Below are 25008 nucleotides of genomic sequence, written 5' to 3'. Positions count from 1 at the left end.
GACACAGTTCGTCAGTGGGCGAGCCCGATTGGAAACGGTATCGCCCGAGACGACGGCCGGTAAAGCCAACAGCTTTCGGGGTCGTTGCGTAGATATACGCTATGACCGAACTCCACGCGGCCGCCGAGACGGCTGTTCGTCAGTGTCTGGCCCTCGAGAGCGACGAATCGTGTGCGATCGTCACCGACGACAAACGCGAGCCGATCGGGAACGTGCTGTACGAGGTCGCCAGCGAGATTACCGACGAGACGGTGATCGTTCGCTATCCGCCCGGAGAGACCCACGGCAGCGAGCCGCCTGCACCCGTCGCGGCGGCGATGGCCGGCGCGGACGTCGTGCTCGCGCCGACTACGAAGAGTCTGAGCCACACTCGCGCCCGAACCGAAGCCAACGACGCCGGCGCTCGCGTCGCGACACTGCCGGGGATCACCGAGGACGTCTTCACGACGGGGCTGGACGCCGACTACGAGTCCATCGCGGCCCACTGCGACGACGTAATCGAGCAGGTCGCCGACGCGGACGAGATCCGGGTCACCACGCCGGCCGGCACCGACATCACCTTCGGGATCGGCGACCGGGAGTGGCTCGCAGATACCGGTATCGTTCACGAACCCGGCATCATGTCGAACCTACCGGCGGGTGAGGTGTTCATCAGTCCCGAAACTGCGACCGGAACGTTCGTCGTCGACGGGACGATGCGTCCACACGGGCTGCTCGAGGACGACCACCAGTTGACGTTCGAGGTCGAAGACGGACTCGTCACGCACATCTCGGACGACGAGATTCGCGCGACAGTCGAGGGCGCGGCTGAGGATGTCGGTGATGCGGCGTACAACCTCGCGGAACTGGGGATCGGGACGAACGTGGCCGTCACCGAACTCGTCGGTTCCGTTCTGCTCGACGAGAAGGCCGCCGGCACCGTCCACATCGCGATCGGTGACAACGCGGGAATCGGCGGCGAGACCGAGGCACCGATCCACCTCGACGGAATCTTGCGAGAGCCGACGGTGTATGCGGATGGGGAGGTCGTAGACCTCCCGAAAAGCGAGCGGTGAAACCGCGAGCAGGCGCGGAAGTGAACCTTCCGCGGGCAGAGTGAGCGGCGAAAGCCGCGAACCGGGGAAGTCGGTAGACTTCCAGTAGCGAACGGCGACGAGCCGTGAGCAGGGGAGGTCGTAGACCTCCCAAAAAGCGAGCGGTGAAACCGCGAGCAGGGGAAGTCAAACGGTAAAGACGCTCGAGCCCGTCCGATAGCCCAGATCGAATGGACGACGCCGAAACCACAGCGAGCGGAGACGGGGCCGAAAGCCACGCCGTCGAGGACGTCGATCCTGCGGCGGCCTTCGCCGCACTCGGCAACTCGACGCGCGTCGAGATTCTGCAGGCGTTTCGCGAGCACCATCTGGCGAACCCGACGGCGTCGCCGGCCGCGTTCTCGACGCTTCGAAAGGCCGTCGGGATCAGGGATTCGGGCCAGTTTCGGTACCACCTCGAGCAGCTTCGTGGAACGTTCGTCGAGAAGTGCGACGAGGGCTATCGGCTCACGTACGCCGGCTCGAAGGTGATCGACGCGATCATCGCGGGTACCTACACCGGTCGGACGCGGCTCGGCCCGGTCGCCCTCGACAGCAGCTGTAGCCGTTGCGGAACGGCTGCCCACGCGAGCTATCGAGACGGTGTTCTCGAGGTGACCTGCGAGAACGATCACCCACTGTTTTACTGGTCGGTGCCGCCGAACGCCGCGGTCGGAGCCTCGCTCGAGGAGCTGGTCGAACTGGCGACGACGCTGGCCCTGCAGTCCTACGAATTGGTCGCCGACGGCACCTGCTCGGAGTGTTACTCCGCCGTCGAGCCGACCATTCGAACCGTCGACAGCGAGGACACTGGCGGATCGGTCCGGTTTTCAGCCCGGTGTCGAGCCTGCGCCGCCACCTGGGATGCGCCGGTCGGCTTCGTCTTACTCGACCATCCCGAGATCGAGTTGCTGTATCACCAGCAGGGGCGACCGATCAGCGGCCAGTACTGGTGGGAGCTCGAGGTCGTCGACCGAACCGAAATTGCGGTCCTCGAGGAGGACCCGCTCCGCGTTCGGCTGTCGGTCACGATCGGCGATACGGCCGTTCGGGCAACGGTCGACGAATCGGCTCGGGTCGTCGATCTCGACTGTCCACCGAGTGCGGACTGAGTTGGATAACGTGACACCATGGTCACAAAAATTGACTGAACTGACGACGGACGAACGTGAGTGGTCTCGAGTCGCTCACCCCGCGGTATTGGCAGATTTCCTATAGAAAATCTCTTCGCCAAACGTTGATCCTCTCGGACGCATTCGAGAGTGTATGGCAGTTTCACATCCGATCGGTCCGGGCTCCGAGACCGAGACCGAAACCGAGTCGGGCCGACTGACGGCGATCCGTCGCCGGTTTCCCGACCCGATGTTCGTATTCCTGCTGGGTTTTCTCTCGATTCCCGGCTATCTGTTCGACTCGCTCGCGGGGCTCCAACTCTTCGCGCTGTTCTTCCTTGCCGGGCTGTGGCCGCTGGTCGTCGCCATCGTCGGAACGGTTCTCGAACTCGGGACCGGCGACGATGCGGACGAGAGTGCTCCGACGGACTGGATCAAGATGGGTGATCGGGACACCAACGTCCGAGCGCTCGTCGCGATGATCCTCCTCCAGTTTCAGCCGATTATCTTCGCCACGGGGGTCTTGCAGTTGGCTGGCCATATCCCCATTTTCGCGCGCCACCGCGGAAGTCCGCCCTCGCCGTCGACCTTCGAGAGCGACGTCGACTACCGACTGCCCGTCGAGGGGACGTGGACCGTCGTCAACGGTAGTCCGGATCGCGACTACTCCCACTCGTGGGCGATCCTTACCCAGCGATACGCCTACGACTTCGTGATCACCGACGACGATGGTCGAACGCACGAGGGCGAGCGCGGCCCGCCCGAAGCGTACCACTGCTTCGGCGAACCGATCCTCGCGCCTGCGGACGGCGTCGTCGTGAGCACCCGAACGGACCACCGTGACTATCACCGAACCGACGGCTGGATGGATCCCCTCCAGCGGAGCATTCTGGGCAACAACGTCGTGATCGAACACGCCGACGGTGAGTACAGCGTATTGGCCCACTTGGAGCGGGGAAGCGTGCAGGTCGAACCGGGCGACCGGGTCGAGCGCGGCCAGCGGATCGCCCGCTGTGGCAACTCCGGCAACTCGACGGAACCCCACCTCCACTTCCACGTCCAGGATCGCCCGAACTTCTTCCTCGGGGCCGGAGTACCGGTTCGGTTTGGAGACGTCGAGACTGACCATCCGCGGACCGGGCCGGAACGCCACGACGAGACGTACGTTCACGCGGGCCAGCGCGTGCGGCACGTCGTCAGTCGTGAGGGTCGTGAAATCGCCTCCAGCGATGGTGTCGTCGGCGAACCCGTCCCCAACACGGGCGGACACTCCGACGCGGAACCCGAGCGCAGCGACTCCTGATCCGATCGCTTCGCCTCGCGTCTCGAGCGCACCGACGTGTGACTCGAGACCACTCCGCTGGACCCCGTCCCGCAGTTCAGTAGACCCAGCCCGCAGTTCAGTTCGCTTTTAGGTGCGCGGCGTCTACGACGGTTATGAACGATATTCCGGACCGGGTTCCGACGAACTGCCCGTCCTGTTCGCCGGACCTCGAGACGGTCCACGAGGTCCTGACGGCGACGGAAGGCGGCGGGACCGTAACCGTCCGCTGTAGCGAGTGCGCCCACGTCCACAAGATCCAGCCCGAACAGGAGAGCGAAGTAACCCTCGACGTCGTCGTCTCCCAGGAGGGCGAGTCCTTCACGGCGAACGTGACGACCCCCGAAGGCGAGACCATCGAGACGGGCGACGAGTTCATCCTCGAGACGGACGAGGTGCTCTCGACGGTTCGCGTCACGAGCCTCGAACTCGACGGCCAGAAGCGCAGGGAGGAAGCCGTCGTCGACGACGTCGAGACCGTCTGGACCCGCGAGGTCGACAACGTCGCGGTCAACGTCACCGTCCATCCCCAAGACGGTTCGCGAAACGACAGTCGGTCCATCACGGTCCACGTGCCCGGCGACTACGAGTTCACCGTCGGCGAGACGGAGGAGTTCGGCGACGACGAGTTCGAGATCGACGCCTTTGTCGTTCGCAAAGATTCCTCGGGCTACCACCGTGATCGCTACGAAGAGCGCGGCGATACGATCCTCGCGAAGGACGCGAAACGGGTCTACGCCTACGACGAACAGAGCAGCGCCTGGTCCGCCTGGTAGCGCTGTCGGTATCGAGCGTACCAGACTCGTTATCCCCGTCACTGCCCGGCACTCGCTACGAACACCCTCTTACTCGCGAGACACTAACACGTAGTATCCATGTCCGACAGCGACGAGGCCGCTCGCGAGCGTATGGTTCGGACCGTCGCCTCGCGCGTCGACGACGAGCGCGTCCTCGAGGCACTCGAGTCGGTCCCCCGACACGCCTTCGTCCCGCCGAATCGCCGGGATAGTGCCTACGAGGACCGACCGTTGCCGATCGGCGACGGGCAGACGATCAGCGCGCCCCACATGGTCGCGATCATGGCCGATCGGCTCGGTCTCGAGCCGGATACGGAGGTCCTCGAGATCGGGACCGGCTGTGGCTACCACGCCGCGGTGACGGCGGAGATGGTCGGCCCGGAGCACGTCTACAGCGTCGAATACAGCGCGGATCTCGCCGAGCAGGCTCGCGACCAACTCGCAGCGATCGGCTACGGAGACGTCTCGGTCCGAACGGGCGACGGCCGAGAGGGCTGGCCCGAGCGCGCGCCGTTCGACGCCGCGTACTTCACGTGTGCAACCCCGGAGTTTCCCGATGCGGTCGTCGAACAGGTACGTCCCGGCGGCCGGCTCCTCGCACCGATCGGCTCCAGGTTTCAGTCACTCGTCGAAGCCACGAAACGCGAAGATGGGGACCTCGAGCGCACCGAACACGGGGGCGTTCGATTCGTCGAGATGCGCGGCGAGTAACGTTGTCTTACCCGCCGGGTCGCGCAAGCGCGTCTTTGATTACCGACCGAGCGATACTCTCGGTATGGACCCCGCGGTACTGCGAGAGGATATGGTCGACGGTCTCGAGTCCGACGCCAAGGACGTCCTCCACGACGAGACCGTCGCCGTCGCGATGCGCGACGTTCCCCGCCACGAGTTCCTCGAGGACGATCGGTCGGCCTACGCCGACCGGGAGCACGAGGTTCTCGGCACTCGCGTGCTCGCACCGAGTACGGTCGCCCGACTGTTGCAACCGCTCGACCTCGAGGACGGCCACGATGTATTACTTGTTGGGGCCGGCGTCGGCTACACGGCCGCCGTCGTGGCTGAAATCGTCGGTGACACGAACGTCCACGCGGTCGATATCTCCCGCCCGCTCGTCATCGAGGCCCGACAGAACCTCGCTCGAGCGGGCTACGACGGCGTGCTCGTCGACTGCCGCGACGGCGCGGACGGCCTCCCCGAGTACGCGCCGTTCGATCGCATTCTGCTCGAGGCTGCCGCCGTCGATCCGCCGCGAGCGCTGCTCGAACAACTGACTGACGACGGCCGAATCGTCTTTCCATGCGGGACGCAGCGACAACGCCTCGAGGCCGTCTCCGCCGACGACGAGCGGGCGACGTTCGCGGCCGTCTCGTTCGACCCGTTGCTGGTCGAGGGGGAACAGTCGGGTGCCGTCGAGCGCAACCGAATGACCCGCGAGGACCGCGAACACGCGATGCGTCGAGCCGAATCGCGTCGCGGCTGGGAGCAGGAGTGGATCGAGTGGGAGGAATCGGTCGGCACCCGCTAAGCGGACTTTCACGTCGCGAGCACCACCAGTTGACGTGACCTACCGACGCAGCAGGGAGCGCGTTCAGGCCAGTAGTCAGCGACAAACGATCGGGCCAGCGGCCCGTCGACCACTGTACGAGTGCCATCTCGACGGATCGAACGGATACAGCGGACGCTCACTGTCCGGTACCGCGCAAAAGTGGGGGGTGGGGGGATTGGGGGTGGCGAGAGGTATCGCAGATCGCCAGTTATTGGTACGATCGACTGGGGGTTAACTATACTTACTAATTAGTTAGCTACTGCTTGCCCGGGGTTACTACATAATTAGTACCCACACCGAACGCACTGGTTCCGCAGTGGACAGTCCAGTTCGACTCGAGTGTTCCGCACGGATAGATTTCGGCTCTATTGGTCCTGAACGACCGACTACACGACACGATCTCGCCGATACCGATCTCTCTTGGCGTCCGTTCGACGCCGAACGTCGTCGGCGACGGATGCCTCTCGAAAGGAGTAGTTCGGGGGAAAGTTGGGGGGGTGGGGGATTGGGGGTGGCGATAGACTATCGCAGATCGCCAACGTATCGTACGAACTGATTGGAAGTAAGTATACCTTCTAATTAGTTAGTTAGGGGTTGGTACCGGTACTAATCACCTAGGCTTCCCGTCGAACGCCAGCGTGACGAGCTTTCGCTCGGCCGCTCGCAAGTGGTAATGGTAGGTTGGTGATGAAACGTCGAGCGCGTCCGCAAGCTCTTCACCGGTGCTCTCGCGCGGCCACTCGAAGAACCCGCTGTAATGGGCCGCCTGTAGCGCCTCGAGCTGTTTGGCCGTGAGCCGTTCCTCGAGATGCGTATCGAGCTGCCGCGCCGAGCGCACGCTGGTCGTCTCGCGTCGGGCCTCGAGCTCCGTCTCCGGATACCCCTCTCTGATCGCTTCGACTAGCGATCGGGGCTCGACCTGCTGTGGCACGTCGAGGACGAGGGTCGTCGTTCCGTTCTTGGCTATCGCGGTCTGTAGATGGACGTCGTAGGTTCGCAGGATGTCCAGAATCGGGGAGGACGTAACCGTCAGTTCGAACAGCGTCTCGTCGTCACCTTCGGAGACGATCGAGAGGGTGTCTATCGACGCCCACTGATCTAGCGGCGTGAGATCCGCCGTCGTCGGGACGCTGACGAACACGACGACCTCGTCGTCTCGGTAGATCACCCCCTCGATGGCGACCGTCCCGTCGATCCGCTCGGCGACGCGATTCAGGAGCAGTCGCGAGTCGTGAATCGCGAGTTCGAGCTCGAGCCGGCTATCGGTCAACATCGCGCGCGTACGCTCGACCGATCGGATCGCGTGGCCGATCGTTTCGCCGAGTTCGCCGAGTACCTCCCGCTCGCTGTCGCCCAGCGAGTCGACGCCCGCGACGTGGACGAGCAACACGCCGTACTGACGTTCGGTGTCGGCGAGCGGAACCGCGAGAACCGTCTGGTAGCCGTACGTTAGCGCTTCCTTCCGACGCCGATCCCAGCCGTCGGCCTCGAGGACGTTTCGGACGACCTGCACGCCTCCGGTCTCGAGGGTCTCCCTGACCATCTCGAGCTCCGGGGCTCGGTCGCCGTCGTCACGGACCCGATCGATGAAGGCCGCGTCGACGCCGGCCCAGGCGGTCGGTTCGGGCGGATCGTCGTCGGCCGAGGCGATCCAGGCGAAACAGTAGCGTTCGGTGTCGGCCAGTCGATCACACACCGTCGTCTCGATCTCCGTTCGCGTCGAGGCCTGTGCGACGCCGTGGTTGATCTCCCTGACGATCTCGTTCGTGTGATTGAGCCGCGTCAGTTCCTCGTTCTGCCTGGTGAGCGTTCGATCGTGCTCCCGAAGCAACTGCTCGCGTTCCGCGCGATCTAAGGCCGCTTCGGTGTTCGCCGCCAGAATGTGGAGCAGTTCCGTCATCGTCTCGTCGAATCCGTCGACGTCCTCGGTCCCCGCAACCAACACGCCGTGGGTTCCGAGCGGGACGATCAGCTCGCTTCGACTCAGCGTCTTGGCGTTTGCACCCCCACCCGCTCGCGTCGCATCCTCGTAGTAGGTGCTCTCCCCCTCCGAAAACACGTCCCAGATGTGGCCCTCGCCCTGTTCGAACTGCATCTCCGGATCGACGAGCTCTCGAGACTCCCGGGTCGACGCCGCGTGCTCGAGGCGTCCCGCCGTCGGTTCGAACGCGTACGCCGCGGCGACGGGGACGTCGAGGATCTCCCGCGCGGTATCGACCGCCGACTGGTAGATCTCACGTTTCGTCCCCGCTCGCATTAGATCTCGCGTCGTCTCGTGGAGCGTCGTCAGCGTCCGTTCGTATCGGCGCTCGCTCTCGCGTAACTCCGTCTCGGTCCGATACTGGGAGACGGCGTTCGTGATCTGATTCGCGAGCAACGCGTACTGCTCCTTGCCGGACTCCTTCTGGAGATACTGCGTCACACCCGCGGCGATCGCCTCGCTGGCGATCTCCTCCGAACCGCGACCAGTGAAGAGGATGAACGGAAGATCCGGATCGTCTTCGCGCACGCGCTCGAGCAACTCGAGTCCGGTCAACGCCGGCATTTCGTAGTCGCTGACGATACAGTCGATCGAGCGTTCCGCGAGGATCTCGAGTGCCTCCTCGGCGTCCGTCGCCGCTTCGGCGACGATCGCATCGCGTTCGCGTTCGACCATTTCGCCGGCCAGGTTGGCGAATCCCGGTTCGTTGTCGACGATGAGGACGGTAATCGGGTTCGTCATTGATGAGCGTCGACGGGCGTCGCTGCAGCCGTCATAGGGTGGAAAGATGGCGCGGATACTAAATGATTAGTGTTCCACACGGTGTCGGTCCCGTCGCGCTCGAGTAGCCGTACGGCGTGCGTTGGTTAGGGGATCGTGCCGTCGAACTCGTACGTGTCGGCCCAGTTTATCGACGGATGATCGATTTCGGATTCGAATCGAAGCTCCATCTTCTGTCCGGTCGCGTCGGCGGTGTCGATCCAGTAGAACGTGTCGTTTTTCGGGTAGTAGACCAGAAAGGCGTCGACCTCCCCGTGGTACGTCTCTTCGTGATACGACCCGTCCCTCGTCGTCTGTGAGTGCGTGTTGAAGCGCATCGTTTCGGTCTTATTCGGCCAGCCGGTCTTGCACTGCACACGATACAGGTCTCCCCCATCGTCGACGACGAGATCGTATCTGTCGTTGTCGCCGAAGGGGATCGAAACGCTGTACCCACACTCGAGTAGTTTCGTCAGTGCTCTCGACTCCGTTTCGTCCCCGACTTGCTTCGAGTTACGCATGTGACGGTTTGTCCGATTATCGGTTATAAACTGTCAGTCGCAGACTATTGATAACGAGCACACGCTATGCGGTGCTCGTCGGAGTTGTTCGCGGAAGAAGACGCCCGGAGCGGGATTTGAACCCGGCAGAGACGGTCCGGGCGTGCGGCGCTTCGCGCCGTTCCGGGCCTGCGACTCTTTGTTTTCAAATCCCTCGTCTGCGTTTCTCGAAATTCGATGGTTCGCAACACAGCAAGCTGGTTGCTCACGAGTTTGAATTTCGAGAAGCGCCCGGAGCGGGATTTGAACCCGCGTCACAACCGTGACAGGGTTGTATGATGGGCCACTACACCATCCGGGCAACCTGCATCCCTTGATTTCCCGGTGACACTCTTAAGAGTTGTGTTCCAACTATTCTTCAACTGCGTTATCACACACCCTTGACAGCAATGAGCTTCCGTTCTGCCTCGAGTGATGCAGCACTCTCGTGCTGTTTGGTCCGTGGATACCTATCGAGGGCTCATCCGTGAGACAGACGATTGCTCCGCTCGTCGGGTTGGTCCTCGAAAAGCGCCTGGAGCGGGATTTGAACCACGGTCGTTTCGCTCACTGCGTTCGCTTCACTCCCTGATTCAAATCCCTCGTCGGGGTTTCGCTGACGCCGCTCGTTCGTCGTTACACTCCTCACTCGTGGGTTGGCGTCAGCAGAAAGCGCCCGGAGCGGGATTTGAACCGCGAGGACTTCGCTTCGCTCGTCCTCTGGGTTCAAATTCCCTTTTTGGATTCTCTCGATTTCAGCCTTCGCTCGTCGCAGATGCTCCTCGCTCGGTAGTTGAAATCGAGAGAACGCCCGGAGCGGGATTTGAACCCGCGTCACAACCGTGACAGGGTTGTATGATGGGCCACTACACCATCCGGGCTTACAACACATCGTTTCCCGGTGACGGTATTAAGACTTTCCAATCGATCACCGTGTGGTACGTGGAATCGAGCCACGGAAGCGCCTCGAGTCCGCTCTTTGCTACACAGTTACATGCTCCACAAGGAATTTAACTGATACTGGGGTACTGTCGCATGTGATCGGCACCTCCGATCAGGGCTGCCCCGGTCGGATAGCTGTTGCTCCCGCTCGAGTTAGTAACCGTTAAATGCGTCCCGCCGGTATCTGCCTGTAGTATCTCGTGACAGCCGCTTCTCTCCCGATAGCCGACACGCACACCAATCCCAACACATGGTAGACGTAAGCCAACACGAACTCGTACCGGAGCACACCGTGCTCGACGAGGACGTCCTCGAGGAGGTCCTTGCCGAGTACAATATCGATCGTACAGACCTTCCGAAAATCAAACGCAACGATTCCGCCCTGCCCGACGAGGCGGAGATCGGCGACGTCATCAAAATCGTTCGGGACTCACGGACAACCGACCAGGCAGTCGTATACCGACTCGTGGTGGAATAAATGGCAACAGAACTGAACAGATCCAAACGACGCGACATTTCGCGCGAATACTTCTCGAGGGAACGACTCGCCGAACACCACTACCGATCGTTCAACGCCTTCCTCGGCCGAGGGATGCAGGAGGTCGTCGACGAGAAGGCGACGATCGATACGGACATCGGCGACAAGGAAGGCGAGGAGCCGGTCCACGTCGAACTCGGCGACGTGCGCGTCGTCACGCCCCGCGTTCGGGAGGCCGACGGCTCCGAAGAACTGCTGTACCCACAGGAGGCTCGCCTCCGGAACATCACCTACTCCGCACCCGTCTTCATGGAGATGTCGATCGTCAAAGGCGAGGAGGGCGACGAGCGCGTCGTCGACTCGACCGAGACGAAGATCGGTCGGATGCCGATCATGGTCGGCTCCGAGAAGTGTAACATCGCCGGCTTCTCCGATCAGGAACTGATCGAGATCGGTGAGGACCCGGCCGACCCCGGCGGCTACTTCATCGTCAACGGCTCCGAGCGCGTGCTGATGACCAGCGAGGACCTCGCGCCGAACAAGATCCTCGCCGAATACGACACCAAGTACGGCGACGAGATTCAGGTCGCCAAGACGTTCTCCCAGCGCCGTGGCTACCGCGCCCTCGTGCTCTGTGAACGAACTCGTGACGGCCTGCTCGAGGTATCCTTCCCCTCGGTGTCGGGATCGATCAACTTCGTTACGCTCGTTCGGGCACTCGGCCTCGAGTCGGACGAGGAGATCGTCCACAAGGTCTCGAACGACCCCGAGGTCGTCAAGTACATGCTCGAAAATCTGGAGGAAGCCGACGTCCAGACCGAGGAAGAGGCGATCGAGACCCTCGGGAAACGCGTCGCCTCCGGCCAGGGCAAGAACTACCAGCTCAAGCGGGCCAACTACGTCATCGACCGCTACCTCCTGCCACACCTCCACGAGGAGGGCGTCGAGGAGGAAGACGTTCGGATCAACAAGGCCCACTACCTCTGTCGGATGGCCGAAGCCTGTTTCGAACTCGCGCTGGGCCGACGCGACTCCGACGACAAGGACCACTACGCGAACAAACGCCTGAAGGTCAGCGGCGACCTGATGAAAGACCTGTTCCGGACCGCGTTGAATAAACTGGCACGGGACGTGAAGTACCAGCTCGAGCGCGCCAACATGCGAAACCGAAATCTGTCGGTTTCGACGGTCGTGCGCTCCGACGTGCTCACCGAGCGTCTCGAGCACCCGATCGCGACGGGGAACTGGGTGGGTGGCCGCTCCGGCGTCTCCCAGCTGGTAGACCGAACGGACTTCATGGGGGTTCTTTCCCACCTGCGCCGTCTCCGATCGCCGCTGTCGCGCTCGCAGCCTCACTTCGAGGCGCGGGACTTACACGCGACCCAGTGGGGTCGTATCTGTCCCTCCGAAACGCCGGAGGGGCCGAACTGTGGACTGGTGAAGAACTTCGCGCAGGCGATGGAGCTCTCCCAGAACGTCGAGGACGAACAGGGACTCAAACGTGAACTTGCATCGATGGGTGTCGAGGGGATTCCGGGCCTCGAGGGCATCGAACGATCGACTGCGGACGACTAATCAACAATGAGCAGCCAAGAGCGAGAAGCGAAAGTCTACGTCAACGGGTCGCTGGTGGGGACACACCCCGATCCGCACGAGTTAGCCGCACAGATCCGCGAAGCGCGCCGTATCGGGGACGTCAGCGAGATGGTCAACGTCTCGGTCAAAGAGCGCACTCGCGAAGTAATCGTCAACGCCGACGCCGGCCGGGCGCGACGCCCGCTCCTGGTCGTCGAAGGCGGCGAACCCCGAATCTCCAACCAGGAGATTGAGGCGCTCCAGGACGGTGACCTCGAGTTCGAGGACCTCGTCGACCACGGCTACATCGAGTTCATCGACGCCGAGGAGGAAGAGGACATCCTCGTCGCCGTCGACGAAGACGATCTGACCGAGAAACACACCCACCTCGAGATCGATCCGTCGCTGATCTTCGGGATCGGTGCGGGGATGATCCCCTACCCCGAGCACAACGCCTCCCCGCGTATTACGATGGGGGCAGGGATGGTCAAACAGTCGCTCGGTCTGCCGAGCGCGAACTACCGAATCCGACCGGACACGCGCCAGCACCTGCTGCACTACCCGCAGCTGTCGATGGTCAAGACCCAGACGACCGAACAGATCGGCTTCGACGACCGGCCCGCCGCCCAGAACTTCGTCGTCGCCGTGATGAGCTACGAGGGGTTCAACATCGAGGACGCGCTGGTCATGAACAAAGCCAGCGTCGAGCGCGCACTCGCCCGCTCGCACTTCTTCCGGACCTACGAGGGCGAGGAACGCCGTTACCCCGGCGGTCAGGAAGACCGCTTCGAGATTCCGTCCCAGGACGTCCGCGGCGCACGCGGCGAGGAAGCGTACGCACACCTCGACGAGGACGGCCTCGTCAATCCGGAAACGACGGTCGACGAGAACTCCGTGCTGCTCGGGAAGACGTCTCCGCCGCGATTCCTCGAGGAGCCCGACGACATGGGCGGTCTCTCGCCCCAGAAGCGCCGCGAAACGTCCGTCACCATGCGCTCGGGTGAGTCCGGCGTCGTCGACACCGTCACGCTCATGGAGGGCGAGGACGGCTCGAAGCTCTCGAAGGTCTCCGTGCGCGACGAGCGAATTCCCGAACTCGGGGACAAGTTCGCATCTCGACACGGACAGAAGGGGGTCGTCGGCCACCTCGCACCGCAGGAGGACATGCCGTTTACCGAGGAGGGGGTCGTTCCCGACCTCGTCCTCAACCCGCACGCGCTGCCCTCCCGGATGACGGTCGGCCACATCCTCGAGATGATCGGCGGCAAGCTCGGCGCGATGGAAGGACGACGCGTCGACGGGACGCCGTTCCTCGGCGAGGACGAGGACGAACTTCGCGGCGGTCTCGAGGACGCCGGCTTCAACTCCGCGGGCAAGGAGACGATGTACTCCGGCGTCACCGGCGAGAAGATCGAGGCCGAGATCTTCGTTGGGATCATTTTCTACCAGAAGCTCTACCACATGGTCTCGAACAAGCTGCACGCCCGTTCGCGCGGGCCGGTGCAGGTTCTCACCCGCCAGCCGACCGAGGGACGAGCCCGCGAAGGCGGACTTCGTATCGGGGAGATGGAACGGGACGTGTTCATCGGCCACGGGGCGGCGATGACGCTGAAAGAACGACTGCTCGACGAGTCCGACCGCGAGTTCATCCACGTCTGTGGGCAGTGTGGGATGAGCGCGGTCGAGAACGTCGAACAACGGCGTGTCTACTGCCCGAACTGCGACGAGGAGACCGATATCCACGAGATCGAGATGAGCTACGCGTTCAAGCTCCTCCTGGACGAGATGAAGGCGCTGGGTATCGCGCCGCGACTCGAGCTGGCAGACGCCGTCTAAGCAACCACCATGCAACACAGCACACCAAAAGACATCGGATCGATCAACTTCGGGCTCATGGAGCCCGAGGAGTATCGGGAGATGAGCGCGACGAAGATCATCACCGCCGACACGTACGACGACGACGGCTTCCCCATCGACATGGGGCTGATGGACCCCCGACTGGGCGTCATCGACCCCGGCCTCGAGTGCAAGACCTGCGGAAAGCATTCGGGTTCCTGTAACGGCCACTTCGGCCACATCGAACTGGCCGCGCCCGTCATCCACGTCGGCTTCACGAAGCTCATTCGGCGACTCCTGCGCGGCACCTGCCGGGAGTGTTCGCGACTCCTCCTGACGGAGGACGAACGCGACGAGTTCCGCGCCGACATCACGGAATCCCGAAAGTTGGGTCGCGACCTTAACGACGTGACCAAGGCGGCGATCCGCCAGGCCCGCAAGAAGGATCGCTGTCCGTTCTGCGGCGAGATCCAGTACGACATCGACCACGAGAAACCGACCACCTACTACGAGGTCCAGCAGGTCCTCACCAGCGAGTACTCCCAGCGCATCGCGGCCGCGATGCAGGGCGACGAGGAGGAAGGCATCGAGCGAACCTCGCCCGACGAACTCGCCGAGGAGACCGAGATCGAACTCACGCGGGTCAACGAGATCCTCTCGGGTTCGTTCCGCCCGCGCGAGAGCCAGCGCAAGGCCATCGAGAAGGCCCTGGATATCGACCTCACCGAGGAGGACACGAACAAGCTGATGCCGAGCGACATCCGGGACTGGTTCGAGAACATCCCGGACGAGGACATCGAAGTGCTCGGGATCGACTCCGACCGCTCCCGGCCGGAGTGGATGATCCTGACCGTCCTCCCGGTGCCGCCAGTCACCGCACGACCGTCGATCACCCTCGACAACGGCCAGCGCTCCGAGGACGACCTCACGCACAAGCTGGTCGACATCATCCGGATCAACCAGCGGTTCATGGAGAACCGTGAGGCAGGAGCACCTCAGCTGATCATCGAGGACCTCTGGGAGCTGCTTCAGTATCACGTCACCACCTTCATGGACAACGAGATTTCGGGGACGCCGCCGGCCCGACACCGTTCGGGACGGCCGCTCAAGACGCTCTCTCAGCGGCTGAAGGGCAAGGAAGGACGGTTCCGTGGCTCCCTGTCCGGGAAGCGTGTAAACTTCTCCGCCCGAACCGTCATCTCGCCGGACCCGACGCTCTCGCTCAACGAGGTCGGGGTTCCGGACCGCGTCGCAAAGGAGATGACCCAGACGATGAACGTCACCGAGCGCAATCTCGAGGACGCCCGCCGGTTCGTTTCCAACGGGCCGGAGGGCCATCCCGGTGCGAACTACGTCCGACGACCGGACGGCCGCCGGCTGAAGGTGACCGAGAAGAACTGCGAACAGCTCGCGGAAAAGGTCGAGGCCGGCTGGGAGGTTAACCGACACCTCATCGACGGCGACATCGTCATCTTCAACCGCCAGCCCTCGCTCCACCGGATGTCGATCATGGCCCACGAGGTCGTGGTCATGCCGTACAAGACGTTCCGACTCAACACCGTCGTTTGTCCGCCGTACAACGCCGACTTCGACGGCGACGAGATGAACATGCACGCCCTCCAGAACGAGGAGGCTCGCGCCGAGGCCCGCGTCCTCATGCGCGTCCAGGAGCAGATCCTCTCCCCGCGCTTCGGTGAGAACATCATCGGCGCCATCCAGGACCACATCTCGGGTACCTACCTGCTCACCCACGACAACCCGCGGTTCAACGAGACCCAGGCGCTCGACTTGCTTCGAGCGACCCGGATCGACGAACTGCCGGAACCAAGTGGAATCGACGACGAGGACGAACCGTTCTGGACCGGCCACGACGTCTTCTCCGAACTCCTGCCCGACGACCTCAACCTCGAGTTTACCGGCACCGTCGGCGACGACGTCATCATCGAGGACGGCCAACTCCTCGAGGGTACCATCGCCGAAGACGAGGTCGGCGAGTTCGGCGGCGAGATCGTCGACACCATCACGAAGGTCTACGGCAACACCCGTTCGCGGATCTTCATCAACGAGGTTTCGACGCTTGCGATGCGTGCAATCATGCACTTCGGGTTCTCGATCGGGATCGACGACGAGACGATCCCGGCGGAGGCCCAAGAGCGCATCGACGAGACCATCACCGACGCCAACGACCGCGTCGAGGAACTCATCGAGGCCTACGAGAACGGCGAACTCGAGAGTCTCCCCGGTCGAACGATCGACGAGACGCTCGAGATGAAGATCATGCAAACGCTCTCGCGTGCGCGTGACAATGCAGGGACCATCGCGGACGAGCACTTCGAGGACGACAACCCGGCCGTGGTCATGGCCAACTCCGGTGCGCGTGGTTCGATGCTGAACCTCACCCAGATGGCCGGCGCCGTCGGCCAGCAGGCAGTTCGAGGGGAGCGAATCAATCGCGGCTACGAGGACCGAACCCTCAGTCACTACGAGCCGAACGACCTCTCCGCGGAGGCCCACGGCTTCGTCGAGAACTCCTATACGAGCGGGCTGACCCCGCGGGAGTTCTTCTTCCACGCGATGGGTGGCCGCGAGGGGCTGGTCGACACGGCAGTCCGGACGTCGAAGTCCGGCTACCTCCAGCGCCGACTGATCAACGCCCTCTCGGAACTCGAGAGCCAGTACGACGGTACCGTCCGGGACACCTCGGACACCATCGTTCAGTTCGAGTTCGGTGAGGACGGCACCTCGCCAGTCAAGGTCTCCTCCGGCGACGAGAACGATGTCGACGTCGAGGCGATTGCGGATCGCGTACTCGACTCGGAGTTCGAGTCCGAAGCCGAACGCGAGGAGTTCTTCGGCACGAAACGAGAGGTGACGAACCTCTCCGAACACGCGGACGAGCGACTTGCCGAGGGAGCGGAGGTGACCTCCGATGACTAACGTCCACTACGATGTCAACGACGATACGATCGCCATCGTCGAGGACACCAACCTGCCGCGCCGACTCAAAGACGAGGTCTACGAGACCCTCGAGAATCGCGGTGACGCGACCGTCGAAGACGCCGACGAACTCTCGAAGGCCGTCGAGGCCCGCTACATGGATACGCGCGTCGATCCGCTCGACCCCGTCGGCACCGTCAGCGCGCAGTCGATCGGCGAACCCGGAACGCAGCTGACGATGAACACGTTCCACTACGCCGGTGTCGCAGAGATCGACGTGACACAGGGGCTGCCGCGACTCATCGAACTCGTCGACGCTCGGAAGACCCCCGACACGCCGATGATGACGGTCTACCTCGAGGACGAGTACGCCACCGAACGCGAGAAAGCCCACGAGGTCGTCTGGAACCTCGAGGCGACGAAGATCCTCGCACTCGGCGACGTCTCGACGAACGTCGCGGACATGCGCGTCCAGATCTCGCTCAACAAGGATACCTTAGAGGAGCGGATGATCACGGCCGAGGAAGTCGCCGAGATCATCGAGGACAACCTCGGCGTGAGCACGGTCCAGCAGGGCACCGAGATCCAGTTCGGTCCCGAGGAACCGTCCTACCGCGACCTACTCCAGCTGGTCGAGGAGCTTCGCGACATCACGTTCAAGGGGATCGAGGAGGTCTCTCGAGTCGTCATCCGTCGCGAAGAACTCGACGAGGGCGAGCAGTTCGTCCTCTACACCGAGGGATCGGCCTTCGGCGACGCCCTCGAGATCGACGGCGTCGACGCCTCGCGAACGACGTGTAACAACCTTCACGAGATCCACCGCAACCTCGGCATCGAGGCCGCACGCGAAACGATCATCGAGGAGACGCACAACACGCTCGCCGAGCAGGGGCTTGACGACGTGAACGTCCGCCACCTCATGCTGGTCGCGGACATGATGACGAACCGGGGCGAAATCGAGTCGATCGGTCGCCACGGTATCTCGGGCTCGAAGCAGTCCGTCCTCGCCCGTGCAGCGTTCGAGGTGACGGTCAACCACCTGCTCAACGCCGCGATCCACGGCGAGATCGACGACCTTGACGGTGTCACGGAGAACGTCATCGTCGGCAAACCGATCAAGCTCGGAACCGGCGACGTCGACCTCCGAATGGGATCGACCGACTCCGGCGGCAGTCAAGCCGACTGATCGATGGGTGTTACCCTCGACGACGATGCCCGTCAGTACCTCGCCGCGTTCGAAGAGGTCACGGGTGTAAGCGGGCAGGATTGCCTGGTAACCGACGCGACCGACGCCGACCCCGCGGACGAACGACTCGTCGTCGTCGTCTCGAGCGGCGGGATGAGCGAGGCGATCGGTCCCGGCGGCCGGACCGTCACGAAGTACGAAGATCACGTCGGGAAGCCGGTACGACTCGTCGAAGACGCCGACGATCCCGAGACGTTCGTCGCAAACACGCTCGCCCCGGCGGCGGTGTACAACGTCACGATCAGCGAGAACGAGGATACCGTCGCTTACGTCGAGGTCGCGAACGACGACCGCGGCGTCGCGATCGGTACCGGTGGCCAAACGATCGAAGCTGCACGGGAACTCGCCGATCGGCACTTCGGGATCGACGACGTGCAGCTGATCTAACGTTCACTCCGATTTTCCGTTCGGCAACCTCACGCCTGCCGAGGCACGCTACGCCATTCTCCGTCCGTAACGTAGCTCAGCGAAACGCGCTCAGATTCGACGAGCGGGGTACCTCGAGCGTTCTCGAGCCGTAACGGCGCCTTCGAAACGGGTCGCTTAAGTGCCTTCAACGGATATCGCTTCCCATGGCAAACGGCAAGTACGCCGCGCGCAAGCTCAAGAAGGACCGCCAGAATCAGCGGTGGTCCGACTCTGACTACGCGCGCCGCGCCCGTGGACTTCGCGAGAAGTCCGACCCACTCGAGGGCGCTCCACAGGCTCGAGGTATCGTACTCGAAAAGGTCGGCATCGAAGCAAAACAGCCCAACTCGGCGATCCGAAAGTGTGTCCGAGTTCAGCTGATCAAAAACGGCAAGCAGGTCACCGCGTTCTGTCCCGGTGACGGTGCCATCTCGTTCATCGACGAACACGACGAAGTTACCATCGCCGGTATCGGTGGGGCGAAGGGTCGTGCGATGGGTGACCTTTCCGGTGTCAACTACAAGGTCGACAAGGTCAACGGCGTCGCCCTGAAGGAACTGGTCCGCGGAAACGCAGAGAAACCGGTGCGATAATTATGGCGGCAGAAGACCAACCCGACCCGGACGCCCCCGCAGGTGGCGCAGACGTCGGCGCGAAGCTGTTCGGCACGTGGGAGATCGACGAGATCGCGTACAACGATCCGTCCACCGAACGCTACATCACGGTGACGCCGGTCGCACACACCGCCGGCCGTCACGCCGGCAAGCAGTTCAAAAAGTCCCAGATCTCGATCGTCGAGCGGTTCATCAACCGTCTCATGCAGACTGAGGAGAACACGGGCAAGAAACAGCAGTCGCTCAACCACGTCCGTGACGCGTTCGAACTCATCCACGAGCGCACCGAGGAGAACCCGATCCAGGTGCTCGTGACCGCTGTCGAGAACGCAGCCCCGCGGGAAGAGACCGTCCGCCTGAAGTACGGTGGAATTTCGGTCCCGAAGGCCGTTGACGTCGCGCCTCAGCGCCGCGTCGATCAGTCCTTGAAGTTCCTCGCCGAGGGTGTCTACAACGAATCGTTCAAGACGCCGACGCCTGTTTCGGAGGCTATCGCACGGCAGCTGATCGGAGCCTCGAACTACGACGTCCAGACGTACGCGGTTAGCCAGAAAGAAGAGAAAGAGCGCGTCGCGGCAGCTGCACGTTAAGCGTCTCGCTCGTTTTTGGCTTTTATTTTCTGCTGGCTGTCAGATTCCTTCACTATTAGTTCAAGTCACGTAGTGTAATCTCGTCACTCCAGCATAGTTCATTGTTCAGTAGAACGGGCATCGTTTCTTTCTCAAAGAACTGCACGAGTTGCGGTTTCGTTACGGCTAGCGGCCCGATCTTCTTCGGCAGGAGATGATGTGTATCGATAGATTCAAGATACGGAATAGATACTGTTCCCATACCCTTGTTCCCTAGGATATAATTGTAGATTTCGATCTTTGATTCTCTTCCGCGTGTGTCTATGACACAGGTATTCGGAACACCGTTCTCTGGTTGTGCTACCGTCAGTCGTCCATTGCCGACAACATGATACTGATTTCCAATTTCGGAAACTCTTCGGATAATATCGACAGCAGCGTAGAAAGAGAACCCCGAATTCAATAAGCGAGCAATTATTCCGCCTGTATTGACAGCATCGTCATTTTTTACATCATTCATGGTAACAATCCCACTAATACCTCCCGCCTCGATCAATTGTAGCCCCTGCTCGTATGACTTGCACGCGTTGAGGAAGAACGATTTCGTACCGACCGTATTTAAATCGTAGATATCTAATAGCCCGTCAGAGCACCGAAAGCCGGAACTATCGATGTGGCCAATATAGTGGATAAAATCGCTTTCTCGTGTCAAAACATCCTCGAGTTCGGCCGAAGTGAGTTCATGGTGAATTTCTACATTGAACGGAAGCATATCACGTTTCCCATAGATACTGTTTACAAATATGAGCTCTTCATTCATATTTGGGTCGTTGCAGACGACATGAATCTTGATCGGGTTCTCTTGCGGTGATTGTTTGATGCCGTTGTGGTACGCCGATACTGGTGCAATGCTTTCGATTTCACTACCCCTACTACAATGCCACGATTGGTCAATCGTTGTTATTGATGACTGATTGTCAGCGGATGAAATGGTAGGTACGTTTTGCTTGTTATCCGGTGCCACATGTGATTGTTCTTTTAGAGGCTGATTTGATTGACCTGTTCCGTCCTGTACACTCACGAGGGAGAGATCATTCGCGATAAATGGAAGAAAGGGGATAACGTCTGGTGTTGGCTCTATTTGTGTTTTAAGTCTCCATTCGGGAAGATATGGTTCTATAACCGAAAATGGAATACCAAGATATGATTTAACTTGTTCGGAAAGAGATTGCTCGTACAGTACTGAGGGATCAAACTCTAGCTGTTCGCTGATTTGTTGTCGTTCGAAAAGGGGTAGCGAAGTTTTTCCCTCGCCCCGAACGATACAATCGAAGAAAAAAAGTTGCTGCAGCGTTCGTTCTACCGTCCGCTCAAACTTGTCCGCAGTATCGAGCGAGTAGCTGAATCCGTCTTTTGTGCAGAGTCGCGGTTCCGTCCCGGAAACGACATCTGCCCCAAGGTAATAAACTAGCGGTGCCGAGACAAATATGTGAGAGAGTGTCGGTGGAATCTCAAGAATTACACCCGTTTCTGGAGAATCGATTCCATCAGGAATTGTGAGTTCGTCTCCCAGTCTGATCGTAGGTGGATGTCCACGCATCGTCGGAAAAGATCGTTCGGTAGTTGTCGTTTTTAGTGCCGAACCGAATGACGATACCGCCTGCATCACATTGCTTGGATCTGCCGTTGTCGTAATAGTTCCTGCCGGACGTGTGTGGTGTGAACGCGCACCGATCATCACTCGAGTTAGCCCGCTTAGTTCGATGTGTGTACGATCTGTATCGGAGTATATTTTCACAGAACCTTCGAAGTGAATATAGACTTTGATTTGCAAAGAGATATCAAGCGTATATTCTCCAGATGGTAGTGTGAGTTGCTCATCTGGCTGAACATCTGTCACCATTTTGTTTCCGTCGTACGCATAGACAGGATTGATCACTGGCAATGTAATCCGGTTAGTTTTAACCTCAACTGTTGAGTCTACCGGATATGGAAAATAATCCTGATTACTATCTTGAAGTGAAACCGGCCCATGTATTATGAAGTGATTCCGGTGTCGGTCGATCGGATCGATAATTTCCACCCCATCTCGGGTGGCCTTGAATTGAGGTTTCATACGCTATGAAAGTTAGTGTGGAAACCGACTTCTGTTCTCTCCATCATACACTTCTCTATGTGAATTGGTAAAAATATACGTTGTGGTTATGACATTTTTCCACAATTTACTACGGCAGATTATATACTGCCAGATCAGTCCGGTCTCTGTCCGCTTCTGGCCACATTTAATAGTATTTGCTCGAGCAGTATTGGTAGAAGCTGTGTTGCTGAAATCTACATCCCAGTTGCTCGTCGTCCATCCTACTCTTTCTCTTACTGATATGGATCCCGAGCGGACTCGAGTTGCTACTGAAATCAACAGGGTTGATTTCGATTGTTCGGTTCTCGATCAAATCGACGAGAGTTACGACCTTCTCCTTCTCGATTGGGGACTCGAAAGGCCGGATGCTCGTGGTGTTCTTGACGCGTTCCAACAGAACGCGCCAGCAACTCAAATTCTTGTACTTGCCGATAGTGTTCCGGCAGATGATCCTGTCGATCGCGGCGCAGATGAACTCCTTGTCGGTCCTGTTTCAGACGAAACGCTTTATTCCACGATTGATAGAATTCTTTTGCAAAAGGCGTACGATTCGGCCATGGATGAATTTTTCAGATTATCTACAGAACGTGCATTGCTTGAAAGCGAACTGAGATCTGGCCTTGATGTTGTTGACCGATATCAATCTATTATTGGTGAAATTGACGACTGTCGCAAGCGGGTAGCTACGATTCGAAATCAATTTTCAAGTGAGGAATTCAATAGCACACTTCGCAAATTATTGGATGAGTAGGCAGTTCAACGTTCTTCTTATGAATCTCTTTATTTGTAGCTAAGTATATTTCCTTGCGAACCATCCTTTCAAACACTAACGTCCGAGATAGTACTATTCTTTATACATCTGATAAATTAAAATAAATTTATAATCTTCCCAAATGATGTATGACATGTACTATGGAAGACCTAAGCCAGTACCTAAAGAACCACCCACGAATGATCGGCGTCCTATTTACAATGATGTTGATTCTATCACAAGCTGGAGCTGCCTCAGCAAGTATGGAGTTTTACCCAGGCCCCTAACTAGTTACTGCCATTCGTCAAGTATATCGTCGCTCCAGTGAATTTTATCATCAGATACAACCGGTATCTCCTGCAGGTCAAGGAACTCCTTAAATTGTGATTTCGTGACAAAAATACCGCCAATCTTCCCTGGAAGCAGATGATATAGATTAATGGATTCTATATGCGGGGTGACTATACTTCCCTTGCTAGTACTGGATCCTTCGTATGTCGTAATTTCCAGTTTGACGAAGTCTTGTTTTTCTTCTATTGAGCAAACACTTGGAACACCTGTTTTTGATTGTGCGATCGTTGTAGTTCCTTCCCCTACAATTTGATATTGTTCACCGACAACATTTTCTTTACGAGCAAGACTAAGGGCAGAATACAATGAAAAGCCATGGTTTAATAGCCGTGCAATTATACTCCCAACGCTTGTTGCCCCCCTGTTGACAACATCTTCAAAAGTCACAATGCCACCAATACTTCCCGACTCTACCAATTTCATACCTTGATCATGAGATTGGCAAGCATTCAAAAAGAACGCTTTTGCACCCACTGTTTCAACTTTTTCTGCGTCTAATCTTCCATCTGTGCATTGGAATCCAAGGTCATCGATATGACCGATATAATGAAGAAAATCACTTTCGTCAGATAGAATACCATGCAATTTTTCCGTTGTGGTTTCATAGTATACAGAAACATCGAACGGAAGCTCTTCATGAGTCCCATAGACTCCATTCACTGTTTCAAGTTCGTCACGCATGTCCGAATCATTACATACAACATTAATTTCAATCGGATCAACCCTTGGGGTTCGTCCAATACTATTTTGGAACGCTGAAAGTGATGCTGTGCTTGTGATCTGTCCAGAATCAGAACTACACCATGATTGTTGAATAGTAGTTATGTCTGAGACATTTCTTTTGGACTGCGTGCCTTTTCCACGAACTATATCCGTATGATCAATTGAACCGCTCCGTGTGAAACTGTCAATTGCGTTTGTCTGTACATCCGATGAGAATTGTGGCTCTGTCAATCCTTTTTGTACTCTAACAATAGCTAGATTATTGGCTACAAATGGAAGGAACTCACTGCTTTCTGCTGTAGGCTCAAGTTGCATCTCAAGTCGCCACTCTGGAAGGTACTTTTCTATCTCCTGAAATGGTATTTCAAGATATTTTTCAATTTGTTTGGATATATCTTTGTCGTATATGTTATCTAGGTCGAATGGGAGCGCAGACTCCACAGTCTGACGCTCATACAGCGGAAGTGGTGTCATACCTTCAGTCCTAACTATACAATCTAGAAAGAATATTTGTTTTAGGACTTGTTCTACGACTGTCTCAAACCCATCTTTTCCGGTAAGTGAATAAGAAAATCCGTTCTCAGTCGTAAGTTTTGGAGTCGGCCCTGGTACAATCTTTGCACCTGTGTAATATGAAAGAGATGTTATTGGATATACGTGTGTATACGTCGGCGGAACTTCAATTTCTACACCTGTTTTTGGGATATTAAAATTTGGTGGAAGTTCAAACTTATCGCCTAATCTGATAGTAGGTGGGTGCCCACGTAACGTCGGATACGATCGTTCTGGTGAGGTTGTTTTCAGTGCTGATCCAAATGCTGTTATTGCTTTCATTAAATCCGTTGGTTTTTTTGTTGTTGTGATACTGTTTGCAGGCCGTGTGTGGTATGATCTAGCACCTACGATGACACGCGTTTCATCACTAATAGCGATATGAGTCTGATCAGAATCAAAGTAAATATATAGACTACCATCTATCTTCAGATAAATTTTAAGCGATGCAGATATCTCAAGTGTATACTCTCCTTTTGGCAGTGATGTTGGATCCGGAGGCTGTGCCTCTGCAACCATTGACCCATCCTTTTTACGAATGTAAACATGTTTATTCATCGGAAGAGTAATCATCTCTTCTCGAATTTCAACAGCAGCATCTACTGGATACTGAAACTCATCCGTATCCGCTGGGCAGGGAAATGTTTCCTCATGTGTGGTAAGTTGATAGCGATGTCGCTCAATTCGATCGATTATTTCTAAACCAGTTTCGGTAGATTCAAATTTTGGTTTCATGGAGAGTGGTGGAAGATGCTACGGTC

20 protein-coding genes and 2 tRNA genes are annotated in these 25008 nt (G+C 58.7%); 16 read left to right on the top strand and 6 right to left on the bottom strand.

Annotation, left to right across the window (positions count from 1 at the left end):
* Positions 1-101 precede the first annotated feature (101 nt).
* The 6 genes from ACSFDB_RS16595 (at position 102) to ACSFDB_RS16570 (ending at position 5828) form a co-directional block, all read left to right on the top strand.
* Entirely contained in the window at positions 102-1055 is a 954-nt protein-coding gene (locus ACSFDB_RS16595) for an aminopeptidase (RefSeq protein ID WP_440772030.1), read from the top strand.
* 209 nt (positions 1056-1264) lie between these two features.
* Positions 1265-2185: a DUF7351 domain-containing protein gene (locus ACSFDB_RS16590; RefSeq protein WP_440772029.1), complete on the top strand. Its 921-nt coding sequence runs from the start codon at positions 1265-1267 to the stop codon at positions 2183-2185.
* 154 nt (positions 2186-2339) lie between these two features.
* Positions 2340-3488 (top strand): M23 family metallopeptidase, encoded by a 1149-nt coding sequence (locus tag ACSFDB_RS16585; protein WP_440772028.1) that lies wholly within the window; start codon positions 2340-2342, stop codon positions 3486-3488.
* A 134-nt stretch (positions 3489-3622) separates the two neighbouring features.
* Positions 3623-4282, top strand: a complete 660-nt coding sequence (locus tag ACSFDB_RS16580) for an HVO_0476 family zinc finger protein (protein ID WP_440772027.1) — start codon at positions 3623-3625, stop codon at positions 4280-4282.
* Positions 4283-4381: 99 nt separating this feature from the next.
* Positions 4382-5014, top strand: coding sequence for a protein-L-isoaspartate(D-aspartate) O-methyltransferase (locus ACSFDB_RS16575; protein WP_440772026.1), 633 nt, complete (start codon positions 4382-4384; stop codon positions 5012-5014).
* Positions 5015-5078: 64 nt separating this feature from the next.
* On the top strand, positions 5079-5828 hold the full coding sequence (locus ACSFDB_RS16570; RefSeq protein WP_440772025.1) for a protein-L-isoaspartate O-methyltransferase family protein: 750 nt from the start codon (positions 5079-5081) through the stop codon (positions 5826-5828).
* Positions 5829-6459: 631 nt separating this feature from the next.
* On the opposite strand, the gene ACSFDB_RS16565 is transcribed toward ACSFDB_RS16570, so the two are convergent.
* From ACSFDB_RS16565 to ACSFDB_RS16550, 4 genes are all read right to left on the bottom strand, one after another.
* Positions 6460-8571: a bacterio-opsin activator domain-containing protein gene (locus ACSFDB_RS16565; protein WP_440772024.1), complete on the bottom strand. Its 2112-nt coding sequence runs from the start codon at positions 8569-8571 to the stop codon at positions 6460-6462.
* A 125-nt stretch (positions 8572-8696) separates the two neighbouring features.
* On the bottom strand, positions 8697-9110 hold the full coding sequence (locus ACSFDB_RS16560; protein ID WP_440772023.1) for a group I intron-associated PD-(D/E)XK endonuclease: 414 nt from the start codon (positions 9108-9110) through the stop codon (positions 8697-8699).
* A gap of 267 nt (positions 9111-9377) precedes the next feature.
* Positions 9378-9450: transfer RNA gene (locus ACSFDB_RS16555), tRNA-Asp, on the bottom strand.
* Positions 9451-9936: 486 nt separating this feature from the next.
* Positions 9937-10009, bottom strand: a tRNA-Asp gene (locus ACSFDB_RS16550).
* Positions 10010-10320: 311 nt separating this feature from the next.
* Here ACSFDB_RS16550 and ACSFDB_RS16545 point away from each other — a divergent pair.
* From ACSFDB_RS16545 to ACSFDB_RS16510, 8 genes are all read left to right on the top strand, one after another.
* Complete coding sequence (locus ACSFDB_RS16545) at positions 10321-10548, top strand: DNA-directed RNA polymerase subunit H (RefSeq protein WP_440772022.1); 228 nt, start codon at positions 10321-10323, stop codon at positions 10546-10548.
* Entirely contained in the window at positions 10549-12123 is a 1575-nt protein-coding gene (locus ACSFDB_RS16540; RefSeq protein WP_090308556.1) for a DNA-directed RNA polymerase subunit B'', read from the top strand.
* A 6-nt stretch (positions 12124-12129) separates the two neighbouring features.
* The gene (rpoB, locus tag ACSFDB_RS16535; protein WP_090308560.1) at positions 12130-13959 is read left to right on the top strand and encodes a DNA-directed RNA polymerase subunit B; all 1830 of its coding nucleotides are present in this window, start codon (positions 12130-12132) and stop codon (positions 13957-13959) included.
* 9 nt (positions 13960-13968) lie between these two features.
* Positions 13969-16896 (top strand): DNA-directed RNA polymerase subunit A', encoded by a 2928-nt coding sequence (locus ACSFDB_RS16530; protein WP_440772021.1) that lies wholly within the window; start codon positions 13969-13971, stop codon positions 16894-16896.
* Complete coding sequence (gene rpoA2 / locus ACSFDB_RS16525; RefSeq protein ID WP_440772020.1) at positions 16889-18082, top strand: DNA-directed RNA polymerase subunit A''; 1194 nt, start codon at positions 16889-16891, stop codon at positions 18080-18082. Before ACSFDB_RS16530 ends, rpoA2 begins: the two co-directional genes overlap by 8 nt.
* 3 nt (positions 18083-18085) lie before the next feature.
* Positions 18086-18529, top strand: coding sequence for a NusA-like transcription termination signal-binding factor (locus ACSFDB_RS16520; RefSeq protein ID WP_440772019.1), 444 nt, complete (start codon positions 18086-18088; stop codon positions 18527-18529).
* A 185-nt stretch (positions 18530-18714) separates the two neighbouring features.
* Positions 18715-19143 carry a 30S ribosomal protein S12 gene (locus tag ACSFDB_RS16515; protein WP_004267302.1) on the top strand — a complete coding sequence of 143 codons (429 nt, stop codon included), beginning with the start codon at positions 18715-18717 and terminating at the stop codon, positions 19141-19143.
* Positions 19144-19145: 2 nt separating this feature from the next.
* A complete protein-coding gene (locus tag ACSFDB_RS16510) occupies positions 19146-19754 on the top strand; it encodes a 30S ribosomal protein S7 (RefSeq protein ID WP_006087695.1) in 609 nt (202 codons plus the stop codon).
* 55 nt (positions 19755-19809) lie between these two features.
* Here the strand turns inward: ACSFDB_RS16510 and ACSFDB_RS16505 are convergent, their stop codons facing one another.
* Positions 19810-21849, bottom strand: coding sequence for a hypothetical protein (locus ACSFDB_RS16505; RefSeq protein ID WP_440772018.1), 2040 nt, complete (start codon positions 21847-21849; stop codon positions 19810-19812).
* A gap of 202 nt (positions 21850-22051) precedes the next feature.
* Here ACSFDB_RS16505 and ACSFDB_RS16500 point away from each other — a divergent pair, with 202 nt between their 5' ends.
* Both ACSFDB_RS16500 and ACSFDB_RS16495 read left to right on the top strand, forming a co-directional pair.
* Entirely contained in the window at positions 22052-22621 is a 570-nt protein-coding gene (locus ACSFDB_RS16500; RefSeq protein ID WP_440772017.1) for a HalX domain-containing protein, read from the top strand.
* A 161-nt stretch (positions 22622-22782) separates the two neighbouring features.
* Positions 22783-22908 carry a DUF7503 family protein gene (locus tag ACSFDB_RS16495; RefSeq protein ID WP_440772016.1) on the top strand — a complete coding sequence of 42 codons (126 nt, stop codon included), beginning with the start codon at positions 22783-22785 and terminating at the stop codon, positions 22906-22908.
* A gap of 4 nt (positions 22909-22912) precedes the next feature.
* Here the strand turns inward: ACSFDB_RS16495 and ACSFDB_RS16490 are convergent, their stop codons facing one another.
* Positions 22913-24982, bottom strand: coding sequence for a hypothetical protein (locus ACSFDB_RS16490; protein ID WP_440772015.1), 2070 nt, complete (start codon positions 24980-24982; stop codon positions 22913-22915).
* Between the last annotated feature and the right edge of the window lie 26 nt (positions 24983-25008).

The organism is Natronorubrum amylolyticum, from assembly GCF_052040145.1.
GTDB lineage: Archaea > Halobacteriota > Halobacteria > Halobacteriales > Natrialbaceae > Natronorubrum.
Note: the sequence above shows the minus strand (reverse complement) of the source record. Positions and strands in the feature narration are given on the sequence as shown.

Coding starts and splice junctions, on each gene's coding strand:
- ACSFDB_RS16595 (WP_440772030.1), top strand. CDS start 102: ATGACCGAACTCCACGCGGCCGCCGAGACGGCTGTTCGTCAGTGTCTG.
- ACSFDB_RS16590 (WP_440772029.1), top strand. CDS start 1,265: ATGGACGACGCCGAAACCACAGCGAGCGGAGACGGGGCCGAAAGCCAC.
- ACSFDB_RS16585 (WP_440772028.1), top strand. CDS start 2,340: ATGGCAGTTTCACATCCGATCGGTCCGGGCTCCGAGACCGAGACCGAA.
- ACSFDB_RS16580 (WP_440772027.1), top strand. CDS start 3,623: ATGAACGATATTCCGGACCGGGTTCCGACGAACTGCCCGTCCTGTTCG.
- ACSFDB_RS16575 (WP_440772026.1), top strand. CDS start 4,382: ATGTCCGACAGCGACGAGGCCGCTCGCGAGCGTATGGTTCGGACCGTC.
- ACSFDB_RS16570 (WP_440772025.1), top strand. CDS start 5,079: ATGGACCCCGCGGTACTGCGAGAGGATATGGTCGACGGTCTCGAGTCC.
- ACSFDB_RS16565 (WP_440772024.1), bottom strand. CDS start 8,571: ATGACGAACCCGATTACCGTCCTCATCGTCGACAACGAACCGGGATTC.
- ACSFDB_RS16560 (WP_440772023.1), bottom strand. CDS start 9,110: ATGCGTAACTCGAAGCAAGTCGGGGACGAAACGGAGTCGAGAGCACTG.
- ACSFDB_RS16545 (WP_440772022.1), top strand. CDS start 10,321: ATGGTAGACGTAAGCCAACACGAACTCGTACCGGAGCACACCGTGCTC.
- ACSFDB_RS16540 (WP_090308556.1), top strand. CDS start 10,549: ATGGCAACAGAACTGAACAGATCCAAACGACGCGACATTTCGCGCGAA.
- rpoB (WP_090308560.1), top strand. CDS start 12,130: ATGAGCAGCCAAGAGCGAGAAGCGAAAGTCTACGTCAACGGGTCGCTG.
- ACSFDB_RS16530 (WP_440772021.1), top strand. CDS start 13,969: ATGCAACACAGCACACCAAAAGACATCGGATCGATCAACTTCGGGCTC.
- rpoA2 (WP_440772020.1), top strand. CDS start 16,889: ATGACTAACGTCCACTACGATGTCAACGACGATACGATCGCCATCGTC.
- ACSFDB_RS16520 (WP_440772019.1), top strand. CDS start 18,086: ATGGGTGTTACCCTCGACGACGATGCCCGTCAGTACCTCGCCGCGTTC.
- ACSFDB_RS16515 (WP_004267302.1), top strand. CDS start 18,715: ATGGCAAACGGCAAGTACGCCGCGCGCAAGCTCAAGAAGGACCGCCAG.
- ACSFDB_RS16510 (WP_006087695.1), top strand. CDS start 19,146: ATGGCGGCAGAAGACCAACCCGACCCGGACGCCCCCGCAGGTGGCGCA.
- ACSFDB_RS16505 (WP_440772018.1), bottom strand. CDS start 21,849: ATGAAACCTCAATTCAAGGCCACCCGAGATGGGGTGGAAATTATCGAT.
- ACSFDB_RS16495 (WP_440772016.1), top strand. CDS start 22,783: ATGGAAGACCTAAGCCAGTACCTAAAGAACCACCCACGAATGATCGGC.
- ACSFDB_RS16490 (WP_440772015.1), bottom strand. CDS start 24,982: ATGAAACCAAAATTTGAATCTACCGAAACTGGTTTAGAAATAATCGAT.